This window comes from Microbacterium aoyamense (genome assembly GCF_023155855.1).
GTDB lineage: Bacteria > Actinomycetota > Actinomycetes > Actinomycetales > Microbacteriaceae > Microbacterium > Microbacterium aoyamense.
The window spans coordinates 110,913-124,993 of sequence record NZ_JAKNUT010000002.1; the positions used below are offsets into that span (position 1 = coordinate 110,913).

The following is a 14,081-nucleotide window of genomic DNA, read 5'->3' on the forward strand; positions in this document are numbered from 1 at the left end:
GCGGGATGCCCCTCGACGCGAACACGCTGCTCGAGGGGCCTCGCGGGCGTCGAATGTGTCTCGAGTACGCCCGACCGTTCGCTGACGAGAGATTGTTCTGGGCGATCCAGGCCCGGGAGGATCACGGCACCTCGGCGCTGATCTACATCGGCGACGTGCCGCCCGAACCGTTCGTGCCTCCGGTCGTGACGGTGCAGGATGCCGCATCCGCCCTCGACGTCGAGCTGCCGGTGCCGACGGCCGATACCCTTCGTGCGGCGCTCGCCGGCTCCGTCGACAACGCGCGGTACTGGCAAGAGCCCGATGGCGCCGACCTGCTCGCCGCCGAGCCTGGGATGCGCGAGTCGCTCGAGCGGATCGCGACCGTTCTCGCGGCGTCGCCGGCCGCTCGGTGGTGGGACTCGGGCATCGCCCTCGACGACCAGTGGACCACGCCGTGGGAGGGTGCCGCGGTCGATCACAGCGGCACCGAAGCCGCGCTCGGCGCGTGGCGCGATGAACTCATCGCGGAGGAGGAGCGGGCGGCCGTCGAGCGGCCGATCGATCCGACGGCAAGGTGGTCGGGGACGTGGTGGTCGAGACCGCCGTGGAACCTCGTGCGCTCGACCCGCGGGCTGGGCGACGCCGGGCCCGCGGGGCTGTGGTTCGTCGAGGACTCGCTGGGGTGGGAGGCCGCGTCCGCGACGCCGCTGCATCCCGCGTCCGCCGACGTGCTCGAGATCGATGGACCGGATGCCTGGATCGAGCTGTGTCGACGGCATCCCCTCATCGTCACGGCGTCCCGGAGACACGACTGGTACCGCGTCACGGGGTGGACAGGGGAGTGGGTGCAGCCCGATTGGGCGGCCGTCGCCCGCGAGGTCGACGGCGTGCATCTCACGGTCGGCGCGTACCTCCGCTCGGCCACCCGGCTGCTCGAAGTCGGTGACGGCCGGGCGAGCGTCATCGCCGGTTGGGATCCGGATGCGACGTTCTGGTTCGGGCGCACGCTGCCGGCCGGTCCGACGGAGGACTGGGAGTGGGTCCACGACGACTGGCGGCGGTCGCGGGGCCCGTCATCCGGCGATAGTGTCTGAGTGGCACCGTCGCCGACCCGAATCCCCCGACAGCGAGGACCACAGCATGAAGATCGGCATCCTGACGAGCGGCGGCGACTGCCCCGGCCTCAACGCCGTCATCCGCGGTGTCGTGCTGAAGGGCACGACGACCTACGATCTCGAGTTCGTCGGGATCCGCGACGGCTGGCGCGGGGTCGTCGACGGCGACTTCTTCCCGCTCACGCGTCATGAGGTCAAGGGCCTCTCGAAGGTCGGTGGCACGATCCTCGGCACGTCGCGCACCAACCCGTACGAGGGGCCGCGCGGTGGCGCCGAGAACATCTCCAAGACGATGTACGGACACCACCTCGACGGCATCATCGCGATCGGCGGCGAGGGAACCCTCGCTGCGGCGAACCGGCTCTTCAACGACGGCATCAACGTCCTGGGCGTGCCCAAGACGATCGACAACGACCTGCGCGCGACGGACTACTCGTTCGGCTTCGACACCGCCGTCAACATCGCGACCGACGCGATGGACCGCCTGCGCACGACCGGCGATTCGCACCAGCGGTGCATGGTCGCCGAGGTGATGGGCCGCCACGTCGGCTGGATCGCTCTGCACTCGGGCATCGCCGCGGGAGCGCACGTGATCTGCATCCCCGAGGTGCCGCTCACGCTCGATGACATCTGCGACCAGGTTTCGCGCGCGCACGACCGCGGCCGCGCGCCGCTCGTCGTGGTGTCCGAAGGCTTCACGCTCAAGGGCATGGAGGAGGCCTACAGCGACAAGGGTCTGGACGCCTTCAACCGCCCGCGCCTGGGCGGCATCAGCGAGATCCTCGCGCCCGAGATCGAGCGCATCACCGGTGTCGAGACCCGCGCGACGGTGCTCGGTCACATCCAGCGCGGCGGCTCGCCGTCGGCGTTCGACCGCGTGCTCGCGACGCGCCTCGGTCTGGCCGCCGCCGACGCGATCGTCGAGCAGGCGTGGGGCCAGATGGTCTCGCTCAAGGGCACCGACATCGTGCGGGTGCCCTTCGCCGACGCGCTGGGCGAGCTCAACACCGTGCCCCTCTACCGCTACGAAGAGGCCGCCGCGCTGTTCGGCTGAGTCGTCGACGAAGCCCCCGGCATCCCTCCCTGCGTGCTCGTCACCGGACGGCCGCGAACCCGACAACTCTTGTCGAACTCTAGGACCAGCGGTTCGGGTTCGACGAGATCTCTCGGGTTCGCGTCGCGGGCGTCCTCCACAGGGCGGGTGGCGATGTCGTGATGCACAGATCGTCGTGGGGAGGACTCTCGGAGTCCGCGGAATGAACACGCTGAGGGGATGCTGCTTCCTGCTCCCGCGACGCTCCTGCTCACTCGAGAGCAGCCGGCCTTGGTCAGACGCCACGGAGCCGGAACGAAGCTGCATCGTGTTCGGGCGGGAGTTTTCGTAGACCGAGCGGAGTGGGATTCGCTTGCGCCGTGGGATCGGTACCTCTTGAGGGTCCACGCGGTCATGCGCACGTGGGGTTCGCCGGTCTTCTGCCTCGAATCTGCGGCTGCCCTCACCGGACTGCCGATCTTCGGCGAGCCGCGCCACATCCATCTCCTCAGCGACGACGCCAAGACCTGGTGCGTCGGTGACGTCATCGTGCACGGCGCGCGCGATGGTCGTGCCGTCACCCGCACGGATGGCGTGGACGTGACGAGTGAGACCGAGACCGCGGTCGACCTCGCGCGCGTTCTGCCCGCGGCGTTCGCGCTCGCCGTCGTCGACGCGACGTTGCGTCGACTCGGACCGGAGGAGGTGCTCGACGTCAGCGCGCACGGTCGTGCCCAACAGAATCGACGGGGTCTCCTTCAGCTCGACTGGGTGCAGGAACGAGCCACGGCCGATGCCGAGTCCGTCGGAGAATCAGTGAGCCGCGCCGTGATCGAGTGGCTCGGCTACGAGAGGCCGGAGCTCCAGGTGGAGTTCGCGAACGAAGGCGCGATCGACCGGGTCGACTTCTTCTTTCGAGCGGCTCGAGTGCTCGGCGAGTCCGACGGATACGGCAAGTACGACGCGAAGGATCCTCAGGCGATGAAGCAGCATTTCATGCGCGAGAAGATCCGCGAAGACCGCCTGCGACGGCACGAGGGCCCTATGGCCCGCTGGGACTGGGCCGATACGATGCGTGCCCAGCCGGTCGACGCCAAGCTCAGGGCCGCGGGACTGCATCCGATCCGTCCGCCCGCCACGGGCATGCTCGCGACGCTGGCGTCCAACCCGCGCTCGCTCCCTCCGCGTCCAACCCGAGCGATCTCGTCGAAACGGGCGTCGCAGTAGGCCAGTTCGACGAGATCACTCGGGTTCGGCGAGCCGTGGGGCTTGGTTGGACGAGATCACTCGGTTCGGCGAGCCGTGGGGCTTGGTTGGACGAGATCACTCGGGTTCGTCGAGCCTGCGGGGCAGCGGCCCGGGTGAGCCGGTCAGTCGGCGAGGCCGAGCACCTCGAGCAGCCAGGCGAGCTCGAACGCGCGCTCGCGCCAGGTGTTGTAGCGGCCCGAGACGCCGCCGTGGCCGGCGACCATCTCGCACTTGAGCAGGGCGTCCGCCCCGACCTCGCGCAGGCGCGCGACCCACTTCGCCGGCTCGACGTACAGCACGCGCGTGTCGTTGAGCGACGTGACGGCGAGGATGCGGGGGTACGCGGCATCCCGGACGTTCTCGTACGGCGAGTACGACTTCATGTAAGCGTACACGTCGGGGTTGTGCAGGGGGTCGCCCCATTCGTCCCATTCGATGACGGTGAGCGGCAGCGACGGGTCGAGGATCGTCGTCAGGGCGTCGACGAAGGGCACGTCAGCGAGGATGCCGGCGAAGAGCTCCGGAGCGAGATTCGCGACGGCGCCCATGAGCAGGCCGCCCGCCGATCCGCCCTCGGCGACGAGCTGCGCGGGGGTCGTGTACCCGGCATCCACCAGGTGCCTGGCCACATCGACGAAGTCGGTGAACGTGTTGCGCTTCGCGAGCAGCTTGCCGTCCTCGTACCACTGCCGGCCCATCTCGCCGCCGCCGCGCACGTGCGCGACGGCGAAGATCACGCCGCGGTCGAGCTCCGACAGCCGCGGCACCGAGAAGCCGGGCTCGATCGAGTGCTCGTACGACCCGTACCCGTACAGGTGCACGGGCCGCGGGGCGGAGCCGGCGTCGCCGAAGGACTTCTTCCACACGAGCGAGACCGGCACCTGCGTGCCGTCCTGCGCGGTCGTCCACACGCGCGCCTGCGCGTAGTCGTCGGGCTCGTACCCACCGAGCACGGGCTGGCGCTTGCGCAGCAGCAGGTCGCCCGACGCGACCTCGTAGTCGTACACCGTGCCCGGGGTCACGAACGAGCCGTAGCCGACGCGCAGAATCGGCGGGGCCCACTCGGGGTTACCGCCGAGACCTGCCGCATACAACTCCTCGTCGAAGTCGAGCTCGTCGACCGCATTGGTCGAATAGTCGAAGAGCCCGAGACGGGGGAGCCCGCCGCGACGATAGCCCAGGACGCCCCAATCGCGGAAGGTCGACAGGCCGAGCAGTCGCTCGCCGGGCTTGTGCGCGACGACGACGGTGCGATCGCCTGCGGGGGTGGATGCGGCGACCCGCACGAGCTCGAAGTCCAGGGCGTCCTGGTTGTGCAGGATGTACAGCACGTCCTCGCCGTCCACGACGGCGTGCTCGGACTCGTACTCGACCCCTTCCGTGCGCGGCCACACGACCCGGGGCTCGGAGCGGAGGTCCGTGGCATCCACGAGCCACTCCTCGGACGTGATCGACGATCCGAGGCCGATCACGAGGTACCGGTCGCTGCGTGTGAACCCGGCACCGACCCAGTACCGCTCGTCGGGCTCGTGGAAGAGCTTCCCGTCGCCCTCGACCGGAGTGCCGATCTCGTGCAGCCACACGGTGTCGGGGCGCCACGCGTCATCGACCGTCGTGTACACGATGAAGCGGCCGTCGGGGGAGAACGATGCTCCGGCGAACGTGCCGGGGATCTCATCCGCGAGATTCTCGCCCGTGATGAGATCGCGGACGCGGATCGTGTACCGCTCGTCGCCCGCGACATCCACGCCGTAGAGCATGCGGTCGCCGTCGTTCGACACCTCGAAGCTGCCGAGCGAGAAGAAGTCATGTCCCTCGGCCTCGACGTTGCCGTCGAGCAGCACCTGCTCGCCCGGGACGTCGGTCTCGGGGGAGAGGGACGGAGGCGTCCAGTCGTCGGTGGATGCCAGGGGTGCACGGCACTGGATGCCGTACTGCCGGCCCTCCCGCGTGCGGCTGTAATACCACCACTCCCCGCGCCGGGTCGGGACCGAGAGGTCGGTCTCGAGCGTGCGCGATTTGATCTCGTCGAAGATCCGCGTCTGCAGCGGCTCGAGGTGCGCCGTGCGCTCGCGCGTATAGGCGTTCTCGGCCTCGAGGTGCGCGATGACCTCGGCATCCTCCTTCGCCCGCAGCCATTCGTACCGGTCTTCGAACTCGTCACCGTGGTGCGTGCGGACGGTGGGTCGCACGGCGGCGACGGGGGCTGCGGATGCGGTCTCTTCGAGGGTCACCCCTCAACGGTAGTCGGCCCGAGTTGACCGGGCGTATGGGGGGTGTAAGGATTCCTACTGGCCGGTTGCCGGTTCCTGAACTCACGGTGAACTCTTCGTTCGTCACGTCGATTCCGTCGACACCCCTCCACTTCCCTCTCCTGGAAAGCGAACGGTGGAAACCGCAACCCTTCTCATCGTCGTTCTGGTGGTCGCACTCGCGCTCTTCTTCGACTTCACCAACGGCTTCCACGACACCGCGAACGCGATGGCGACGCCCATCGCGACGGGAGCACTGAAGCCCAAGGTCGCGGTGCTCCTGGCGGCCATCCTGAACCTCGTCGGCGCGTTCCTGTCGACCGAGGTCGCCAAGACCATCTCGGGCGGGATCATCCGCGAAGAGGATCTCTCGCCGACGATCTTCCCCGCGATCATCTTCGCGGGCCTGATCGGCGCGATCACCTGGAACATGCTGACGTGGCTCCTGGGTCTGCCGTCGAGCTCCTCGCACGCGCTGTTCGGCGGTCTCATCGGCGCGACGATCGTCGGCGCCAGCGCGGCGGCGATCGACTTCGGCGTCGTGCTGTCGAAGATCATCCTCCCCGCCCTGATCGCGCCGGTCACCGCCGGCGTGATCGCGTACGTCGCGACGAAGGTCGCGTACGGCATCACGCGCCGTTACGACTCGAAGCCCGACGGGCGCGACGGATTCCGCGTCGGCCAGATCTTCACGTCCTCTCTCGTCGCGCTCGCGCACGGCACGAACGATGCGCAGAAGACCATGGGTGTCATCACGCTGACCCTCATCGTGGTCGGCATCCAAGACCATCCCGAGCCCGAGCTCTGGGTCATCATCGCGTGCGCCGTCACGATCGCCCTCGGCACCTACATGGGCGGCTGGCGCATCATCCGCACGCTCGGCAAGGGGCTCACCGACGTCAAGCCCGCGCAGGGCTTCTCGGCCGAGGCGTCCACCGCATCGACGATCCTGGCGTCGAGCTTCTTCGGCTTCGCACTCTCGACGACTCAGGTCGCCTCGGGGTCGGTCATCGGCTCGGGCCTCGGGCGACGTGGATCGGTCGTCCGCTGGCGCACGGTCGGCCGGATCGCGGTCGGCTGGGTCCTCACGCTGCCCGCCTCGGGCCTCGTCGGCGGTCTCGCGGCGCTGCTGGTCGTGTGGCTCGGCACGTGGGGCATCGTCATCGACGCGGTGCTCGCCGTCGTGATCATCCTCGGCATCTTCCTGCGCTCGCGGCGCAACCAGGTCACGGCCGGCAACGCGATGAGCGAGGTGGCCGACTCCGGTCTCGCGGTGAAGGTCAAGCGCAATCCGCCGCCCACCCGGCGACAGCGCGCGCTCGCGCGCGAGGCCGAGAAGCGCGCGAAGAAGGAGGAGCGCCGATGAGCATCACGATCGAGTGGTTCGCGTTCGTCGAGGTGTTCCTCGCGGCGATCGTCGGGGCATCCCTCGTCGTCGGCTTCTACGCGCTGGGGCTCCGCCTCCTCGTGCGCGCCGGGCGGATCCCCGTCGTCGCGCCGGCGGAGTTCACCGACGCGATCACGATCATCAGCACGAAGGAGGCCGCTCGGGCCGAGAAGGCCGCGGCGAAGGCCGCGCGCAAGAGTCCGCTCACCGACGGGCAGAAGCGGTTCGCGCTCGTCGGCGCGTACGCCTCGTTCGTGCTGTGCGCCGCGGCCGTGCTCGCGGGCCTGCTCATCCTCCTGCTGCACTGACCCACCCCCGTCGTAGGCTGAACGCATGTCTCACGTGCAGTTCGGGCAGTACCCGTCCGCCCGTCGGATGATCCTGCACCTGAGCGACACGCACCTGCTCGCAGGCGACGCGCTGCTGGGCATCGGCATCGACACCGCAGCCAACCTGCGGCGCACGCTCGAGGCCGTGGAGCGGATGCAGGTGCGTCCCGACGCGATCGTCTTCACGGGCGACCTGACCGATCTCGGCGAGCCCGACGCCTACCGAGTGCTGCGCGACGCGGTCGAGCCGGTCGCCGAGCGCCTCGGTGCTCCGATCGTGTGGGTCGCCGGCAACCACGACGAACGCCCGGCGCTGCGCCGCGGACTGCTCGACCTCGAGCCGACGGAGGAGCCCGTGACGGGCGTGTGGGATCTCGGCGGGCTGCGACTCGTCGCCCTCGACTCGACCGTGCCGGGCTGGCATCACGGTGACCTCGATGCGGGTCAGCTCGCGTGGCTCGCCGGCGTGCTCGAGACCCCCGCACCTCTCGGCACGATCCTCGCACTCCACCACCCGCCGCTGCCGTCGCATGTCCCGCTCTTCGACATCCTCGAACTGCGCGAGCAGTCGCGCTTCGCCGACGTCATCCGCGGCACCGACGTGCGAGCGATCCTCGCGGGTCACCTGCACTATTCGACGAGCGGCATGTTCGCCGGCATCCCCGTGAGCGTCGCGGCGGCGACCTGCTACACCATGAACCTCACGCGGCCCGCGGCGTCGGTGAACGGGATGGATGCCGGTCACTCGTTCCACCTCGTGCACGTCTACGACGAGACGATCACGCACGCCGTGGTCCCCGTCATCGACGCCCCGACGGGCGACTACTTCTCGGAGGAGTGGGTGGCCCGCATGGCCGCGATGACGCCCGAGGAGCGCCTCGAAGTCTTCTCGCGCAAGCCCGTCTAGACATCGCCCCGACGTACAAGGTCGTGGGGACACCGTACGTCTCGTACAGCAGCGATGGATGGTGCGGGGGATACGCTCGTTGCATCCCTTCCACAACGTCGTGACCCACGAGGACGCCCGATGACTGCTGCCGAAACGCGTACAGAGACCGATTCCCTGGGATCCCTCGAGATCCCCGCCGACGCCTACTGGGGCATCCACACCGCCCGCGCGCTCGAGAACTTCCCGATCTCGAAGCGGCCGATCTCGGTCTACAAGGACCTCGTCGTCGCTCTCGCGATGGTCAAGCAGGCTTCGGCGCGGGCGAACCGCGAGATCGGCGTGCTGGACCACGAGCGGGCCGACCTGATCGACCGCGCCGCCCAGCGCGTCATCGACGGCGAGTTCCACGATCAGTTCGTCGTCGGCGTCATCCAGGGCGGCGCCGGCACCTCGACCAACATGAACGCGAACGAGGTCATCACCAACATCGCGCTCGAGCTCGCGGGCCGCGAGAAGGGCGACTACGCGTTCCTCTCGCCGATCGATCACACCAACCGCAGCCAGTCGACGAACGACGTGTACCCGACCGCGATCAAGGTCGGGCTCGGTCTCGACCTGCGCTCGCTCCTGGAGGAGCTCGATCTGCTGCGCAAGGCATTCCTGGCCAAGGCGGTCGAGTTCCACGACGTCCTGAAGGTGGGGCGCACCCAGCTGCAGGATGCCGTGCCCATGACCCTCGGGCAGGAGTTCCACGGCTTCGCCACGACGCTGGGCTACGACCATCAGCGCCTCACCGAGAACGCGTACCTCCTCTACGAGGTGAACATGGGCGCGACCGCGATCGGCACGGGGATCACGACGCACCACGCGTACGCGCCCGCCGTGCTCCGGCACCTTCGCGAGATCAGCGGGCTCGATCTCGACCTCGCGTCCGACATGGTCGAGGCGACGAGCGACACGGGTTCGTTCATGTCGTTCTCGTCGTCCCTCAAGCGCAACGCGATCAAACTCTCGAAGATCTGCAACGACCTGCGGCTCCTCTCGTCAGGTCCACAGGCGGGATTCGGTGAGATCAACCTCCCCGCCCGCCAGGCGGGTTCGAGCATCATGCCCGGCAAGGTCAATCCCGTCATCCCCGAGGTCGTAAATCAGGTCGCGTTCGCCGTCGTCGGCGCGGACACGACCGTCACGATGGCGGTCGAGGCGGGGCAGCTGCAGCTCAACGCGTTCGAGCCCGTCATCGCTCACTCGATCTTCCAGTCGATCACGTGGATGCGCCGCGCGATGTGGACGTTGCGCGTCAACTGCGTCGACGGCATCACGGCCAACCGCGAGCGGCTCGGCGCCATGGTCGGCGCGTCGGTCGGGGTCGTGACGGCCCTCACCCCCTTCATCGGCTACGCCGCGTCGGCGGCGCTCGCCAAGACGGCTCTGCTCACGGGGCGCAACGTCGGAGACCTCGTGATCGAGGCGGGACTCATGTCGGCGGAGGACGTCGCCAAACAGCTCTCCCCGGCGCGTCTGTCGGGCCTCGAGGCGATCACGGCGGCGATCCCGATCCAGCAGGCGGCGGAAGACGTCATCCCCGTAGAGCGTGGATGACGGCCCCTGCTAGCGTTTCTGTGAACATCCTGAGAGGGGACCCGACATGACCGATCCCAACACGCCTCCCGCGCCCGACGCCGGCTCGACCCCGCCCGCCTATACGCCGCCGCCCGCCGACGCTGCCCCGACCGCCTACACGCCGCCCGCGGCCGAGGCGCCGCCCGCGTACGCGCCGCCGGCCGCGGCCGCTCCCGCTTACGAGGCGCCTGCGTACGCGGCAGCCCCGCCCGCCGCCTACGGCGCACCCGCCACGGCGACAGTGCCGGGGCGCACGATGGGCATCGTCGCGTTCATCCTGTCCTTCTTCGTGCAGCTCGTCGCCCTGATCCTGGGCATCGTGGCGCTCGTGCAGAGCCGCAAGGCCGGTCATAAGAACGGCTTCGCCCTCGCGGCGATCATCATCAGCGCCGTGCTCCTCGTGGTCGGCACGATCATCCTGATCTTCGTGATCATCGGTCTGACGGCGGCGGCCGGTATCGCGACCGAGGTCTACACCGCCTGTCAGGCGGTCGACTTCTCGGGTGTGGTGACGGTGCAGGGCGTGCAGGTCGACTGCACCAGCATCAACCGCTGAACCTGAACGGATGAGGGCCCTTCGCTTCGGTGAGGGGCTCTCGTGCGTTTCAGTCCAGGATGCGGCAGTGCGTCGTGAGCTCGCCGATGCCATCGATGCCGACCGTGACGGTCGAGCGGTCGCGCAGGAACACCTGCGGGTCCCGGCTGTAGCCCGCGCCGCCCGGGCTGCCGGTCGAGATGAGGGTTCCCGGCAGGAGAGTGGCCGACTTCGACAGATGCGAGATGAGCGTCGCGACGGGACGCACCATCTGGTCGGTCGAGGCATCCTGCAGCGTGTGACCGTCGAGAACCGTCCAGATATGGAGGTCCTGCGGGTCGGGGATCTCGTCGGCCGTCACGACGTAGGGGCCCGTGGGAGTGAAGCCGTCGAACGACTTGCAGCGTGACCACTGCGCTTCGGAGTACTGGATGTCGCGCGCCGTGATGTCGTTGACGACCGTGTAGCCCCAGACGTGCGCGAGCGCATCGGCGGGGGCGACGTCCTTCGCCGGCGTGCCGATGATCACGCCGAGCTCGGCTTCGTAATCGATCGACTCGCTGAGCGTGCGCGGCCACGCCGTCGTCGCATCGTGGCCCGTGAGAGAGTTCGGCCACAGCACGAACACGGTCGGCGTCGAGTCCGTCTTGAGTCCGAGTTCGCTGGAATGGGCCGCGTAGTTGAGTCCGATCGCGAGGATCACGGGAGGCGCGAGCACCGCAGACGCGAAGCGGAGGTCGGCGACGGGATGCCGCGGCATCCCGCTCACGTCCGCTGCACGCACACGGCCCAGCAGTTCGTCGCCCCCCGCGATGAGCTCTTCGAGGTACTTCGGCGCCCCCGGGAACAGGTCTTCCACGACGATCGCATCGCCTTCGTGGATGACGGCGAGGCGGGGTTCTGCGAACCCGGAACGCACGATGTGGGCGAAGCGCATTCCTCCAAACTACCCGGATGATCCCGACCCGTAGGCTGTGCGCATGACGAACGACCCGAGTGCGCGCCCGTCCCTGACGCCACCCGCATTCCCGTCCGCCCTCGCGCAGCCCCGCGTGCACGCCGGCGCGAGCATTCCGGCTCCCGGCGCGTCGATCGCACCGGTGCCCCTTGGTGCCGCGCCGTCCCGACGCGGACGCTCCGCGCCGATCTGGGCGGCCGCACTCGTCGTGCTCGTGCTCATCGGCCTCGTCGGATACTTCCTCAACGCGATCGGTCCGGGCGCGTCGCTCGTGGGCATGATCGTCGCGCTCATCCCGCTCGCGGCCGTGCTGTTCGCGATCAGGATCATCGATCGATGGGAGCCCGAACCCCGGGGTCTCGTGATCTTCGCGATCGCGTGGGGCGCGGTCGCGTCCGTCGGCATCGCCCTCGGCGTCGACTCCGCCCTGTCGGTCGTCCTCGGAGCTCGCGACAGCGCCGCGGACGACGCGTTCCGCGCGGTCGTGCAGGCTCCCATCGTCGAAGAGCTCGCGAAGGGCCTGGGCGTGTACCTGATCTTCGTCACGGCGCGCCGGGCGTTCGACGGTCCCCTCGACGGCGTCGTCTACGGCGCGCTCGTCGGGGCGGGTTTCGCGTTCACCGAGAACATCCAGTACTTCGCGATCAGCTTCATCGAAGGAGGCGTCGCCGACACCGGCGCGACGTTCTTCGTCCGCGGCATCATGTCTCCGTTCGCGCACGTCATGTTCACGAGCGTGACGGGCTTCGCCCTGGGACTCGCGGCTCGCCGCGGCGCGAAGGCCGGGCGCGCGTTCGGTCCGTGGATGCTCGGCCTCGTCGGCGCGATCATCCTGCATGCCCTCTGGAACGGTTCGACCGTCTTCGGCGACTTCTTCGTCCTCTACCTGACACTTCAGGTGCCGCTGTTCGCGGTGTTCATCATCGGGATCATCGCGCTGCGGCGCGAGGAAGCGCGCCTGACGCGCGCCCGCCTCGGCGACTATGCGGCAGCGGGGTGGTTCACCACGCAGGAGGTCGACATGCTGGCGACGTCGGCGGGCCGCCGCACGGGACTGCAGTGGGCCGCGAGCCTGCGCGGCGACCGCACGGCGATCATGAAGGGATTCATCGCGGATGCCACGGCCCTCGCCGCGGCGCGACAGCGGTCGATCTCGGGCCGCGACCCGCAGGCAGCCGAGGACGAGCACGTCCTCCTCTCGCGCACCGCCGCGGCCCGGGCCGCGCTGTTCGCGCCGTGATGCCGCAGAGGTCTTGACACCGCGCGACGGCGGTCGGCATGCTGGGCACAGGTCAACTCAGCGCCCGGTCGTATCGCAGGCATCGCCGCGACACCGGGCGCTGAGTCTTGGCGCCGCCGGTGTGGATGCGGGCGTGTTCGAGACTTCAGGCGGCTACCGCCCGCTCCGGCGTGTCGTCGCCGCCGTCGTCCTGTCTCCACGCCATTGAACTTCCGGCTCACATCACGATCTCGCGGGACCTGCTGCGGGATCGCCGCGGGCACTGAACTCCCGGTTCCCAGGGGTCTTCGGGGTCGCTGTCGCTCACCCCGGCCATTGAACTTCCGGCTCACACGCGAGAAAGGCTCGACCCCTGGTGTGTGAGCCGGAAGTTCATCACCGTGGAGAGAGTTCTCATGCCGCGGCGACACGCCCGGCCCGGCACATCGTGGCACTGCCTGTGCCGATCTGGGCGACGAGTGCTCCTCGAAGGCTCCGGGGCGAGTGCTCCTCGAAGGCTTCGGCAAGCGGCACGCGTTCGGCCAGAATGGGGCGATGGTCGAAGCCGCCGGGGTCCGGGTCGCATGGCGCGACATCGCGCCTGAGATCCGCGACGCGGCGGCCGACCTCCTCGGCTCGCCGATCATCGAGGCGAGGACGCAGCGCGGCGGGTTCTCGCCCGGTTCGGCCGATCGCGTGGTCTGCGCCGACGGTCGTCGCGCGTTCGTCAAGACCGCGACCGCCGCCGCGAACCCCGAGGTGCTCACGATCCACCGACGCGAAGCGGCTGTGAACGGCATCCTTCCTCCCGGCGTTCCTGCTCCGCGGATGATCGGCGCCGTCGACACGGGGGAGTGGATGCTGCTCGCCTTCGACGATGTCGCCGGCGCTCAGCCGGCCCTGCCCTGGACGGACGTCGACGTCCGGGCGACGGTCGCCGCGATCGACAGTGTGCGGAGCGCGCCCCTCGACGAGCGCGCCGGAGCGGTGTTGCCTGCCGCCGACGTCGAGCTCGCCGGGCTGACGTCCGCGTGGGCACGTATCGTCCAGGATCCCGCGGGCATGCGCGCCGAGGATCTCCCGCGCGAGGCCGACGCTTGGGCCGCCGACGACACCCTCGTCGGGCTCCACGGCGACGCGCTCGTGCACTACGACATCCGCGCCGACAACACCCTCATCCGGCCCGGGGGCGATGCCGTGCTCGTGGACTGGCCGTGGGCTCTGCGCGGCGCCGGCTGGATCGATCTCGTCCAGCTCGGTTTCAACATCCGCCTCCACGATCCGGGGTTCGACGTCGAAAGGCTCGTGAGGGAGCACCCTGCGTTCGCCGGTGTGCCGCCGCAGCACGTCACGCGGCTGCTCATCGTGTTCGGTGGCTTCCTGCTCCACAAGTCGCGAGAGCCCGACCCGCCCGGCCTGCCGACGCTGCGGGCCTTCCAGCGCGCGCAAGCCCGCGCGATCCTCGAATGGGTCGCCGAGCGCTCGTCGCGTTGACCCGGCATCCCTGCTCG

General features: G+C 69.3%; 12 protein-coding genes. 10 read left to right on the forward strand and 2 right to left on the reverse strand.

The annotated features are described in order from the left end of the window. Nucleotides 1-5 precede the first annotated feature (5 nt). The 3 genes from MA876_RS07280 (at nt 6) to MA876_RS07290 (ending at nt 3,357) form a co-directional block, all read left to right on the forward strand. Nucleotides 6-1,076, forward strand: coding sequence for a hypothetical protein (locus MA876_RS07280; RefSeq protein ID WP_248147355.1), 1,071 nt, complete (start codon nt 6-8; stop codon nt 1,074-1,076). A 46-nt stretch (nt 1,077-1,122) separates the two neighbouring features. Then, entirely contained in the window at nt 1,123-2,151 is a 1,029-nt protein-coding gene (locus tag MA876_RS07285; protein WP_248147356.1) for a 6-phosphofructokinase, read from the forward strand. Nucleotides 2,152-2,544: 393 nt separating this feature from the next. Further along, nucleotides 2,545-3,357: a hypothetical protein gene (locus tag MA876_RS07290; RefSeq protein WP_248147357.1), complete on the forward strand. Its 813-nt coding sequence runs from the start codon at nt 2,545-2,547 to the stop codon at nt 3,355-3,357. Between the two features lie 143 nt (nt 3,358-3,500). On the opposite strand, the gene MA876_RS07295 is transcribed toward MA876_RS07290, so the two are convergent. Continuing rightward, nucleotides 3,501-5,612 carry a S9 family peptidase gene (locus tag MA876_RS07295; RefSeq protein ID WP_248147358.1) on the reverse strand — a complete coding sequence of 704 codons (2,112 nt, stop codon included), beginning with the start codon at nt 5,610-5,612 and terminating at the stop codon, nt 3,501-3,503. A 154-nt stretch (nt 5,613-5,766) separates the two neighbouring features. Between MA876_RS07295 and MA876_RS07300 the strand changes: the two genes are divergently transcribed. The 5 genes from MA876_RS07300 (at nt 5,767) to MA876_RS07320 (ending at nt 10,414) form a co-directional block, all read left to right on the forward strand. Next, nucleotides 5,767-6,996, forward strand: coding sequence for an inorganic phosphate transporter (locus tag MA876_RS07300; protein ID WP_248147359.1), 1,230 nt, complete (start codon nt 5,767-5,769; stop codon nt 6,994-6,996). Beyond that, nucleotides 6,993-7,325 (forward strand): peptidase, encoded by a 333-nt coding sequence (locus MA876_RS07305; protein ID WP_248147360.1) that lies wholly within the window; start codon nt 6,993-6,995, stop codon nt 7,323-7,325. The genes MA876_RS07300 and MA876_RS07305 overlap by 4 nt, the downstream gene beginning before the upstream one ends. A 25-nt stretch (nt 7,326-7,350) precedes the next feature. After that, nucleotides 7,351-8,253, forward strand: a complete 903-nt coding sequence (locus tag MA876_RS07310; RefSeq protein ID WP_248147361.1) for a phosphodiesterase — start codon at nt 7,351-7,353, stop codon at nt 8,251-8,253. A 120-nt stretch (nt 8,254-8,373) separates the two neighbouring features. Continuing rightward, nucleotides 8,374-9,837, forward strand: a complete 1,464-nt coding sequence (locus tag MA876_RS07315) for an aspartate ammonia-lyase (RefSeq protein WP_248147362.1) — start codon at nt 8,374-8,376, stop codon at nt 9,835-9,837. Nucleotides 9,838-9,883: 46 nt separating this feature from the next. Beyond that, nucleotides 9,884-10,414, forward strand: coding sequence for a DUF4190 domain-containing protein (locus MA876_RS07320; RefSeq protein WP_248147363.1), 531 nt, complete (start codon nt 9,884-9,886; stop codon nt 10,412-10,414). Between the two features lie 49 nt (nt 10,415-10,463). On the opposite strand, the gene MA876_RS07325 is transcribed toward MA876_RS07320, so the two are convergent. Further along, nucleotides 10,464-11,330: a fumarylacetoacetate hydrolase family protein gene (locus tag MA876_RS07325; protein WP_248147366.1), complete on the reverse strand. Its 867-nt coding sequence runs from the start codon at nt 11,328-11,330 to the stop codon at nt 10,464-10,466. A gap of 43 nt (nt 11,331-11,373) precedes the next feature. Here MA876_RS07325 and MA876_RS07330 point away from each other — a divergent pair, with 43 nt between their 5' ends. Both MA876_RS07330 and MA876_RS07335 read left to right on the forward strand, forming a co-directional pair. Continuing rightward, entirely contained in the window at nt 11,374-12,591 is a 1,218-nt protein-coding gene (locus MA876_RS07330; RefSeq protein ID WP_248147368.1) for a PrsW family intramembrane metalloprotease, read from the forward strand. 534 nt (nt 12,592-13,125) lie between these two features. After that, complete coding sequence (locus MA876_RS07335; RefSeq protein ID WP_248147370.1) at nt 13,126-14,064, forward strand: phosphotransferase family protein; 939 nt, start codon at nt 13,126-13,128, stop codon at nt 14,062-14,064. The last annotated feature ends 17 nt before the right edge of the window (nt 14,065-14,081 follow it).

Bases quoted from the DNA above. Each gene is read 5' to 3' on its own strand.
- MA876_RS07280 (WP_248147355.1), top strand. From the start codon at position 6: ATGCCCCTCGACGCGAACACGCTGCTCGAGGGGCCTCGCGGGCGTCGA.
- MA876_RS07285 (WP_248147356.1), top strand. From the start codon at position 1,123: ATGAAGATCGGCATCCTGACGAGCGGCGGCGACTGCCCCGGCCTCAAC.
- MA876_RS07290 (WP_248147357.1), top strand. From the start codon at position 2,545: ATGCGCACGTGGGGTTCGCCGGTCTTCTGCCTCGAATCTGCGGCTGCC.
- MA876_RS07305 (WP_248147360.1), top strand. From the start codon at position 6,993: ATGAGCATCACGATCGAGTGGTTCGCGTTCGTCGAGGTGTTCCTCGCG.
- MA876_RS07310 (WP_248147361.1), top strand. From the start codon at position 7,351: ATGTCTCACGTGCAGTTCGGGCAGTACCCGTCCGCCCGTCGGATGATC.
- MA876_RS07315 (WP_248147362.1), top strand. From the start codon at position 8,374: ATGACTGCTGCCGAAACGCGTACAGAGACCGATTCCCTGGGATCCCTC.
- MA876_RS07320 (WP_248147363.1), top strand. From the start codon at position 9,884: ATGACCGATCCCAACACGCCTCCCGCGCCCGACGCCGGCTCGACCCCG.
- MA876_RS07325 (WP_248147366.1), bottom strand. From the start codon at position 11,330: ATGCGCTTCGCCCACATCGTGCGTTCCGGGTTCGCAGAACCCCGCCTC.
- MA876_RS07330 (WP_248147368.1), top strand. From the start codon at position 11,374: ATGACGAACGACCCGAGTGCGCGCCCGTCCCTGACGCCACCCGCATTC.
- MA876_RS07335 (WP_248147370.1), top strand. From the start codon at position 13,126: ATGGTCGAAGCCGCCGGGGTCCGGGTCGCATGGCGCGACATCGCGCCT.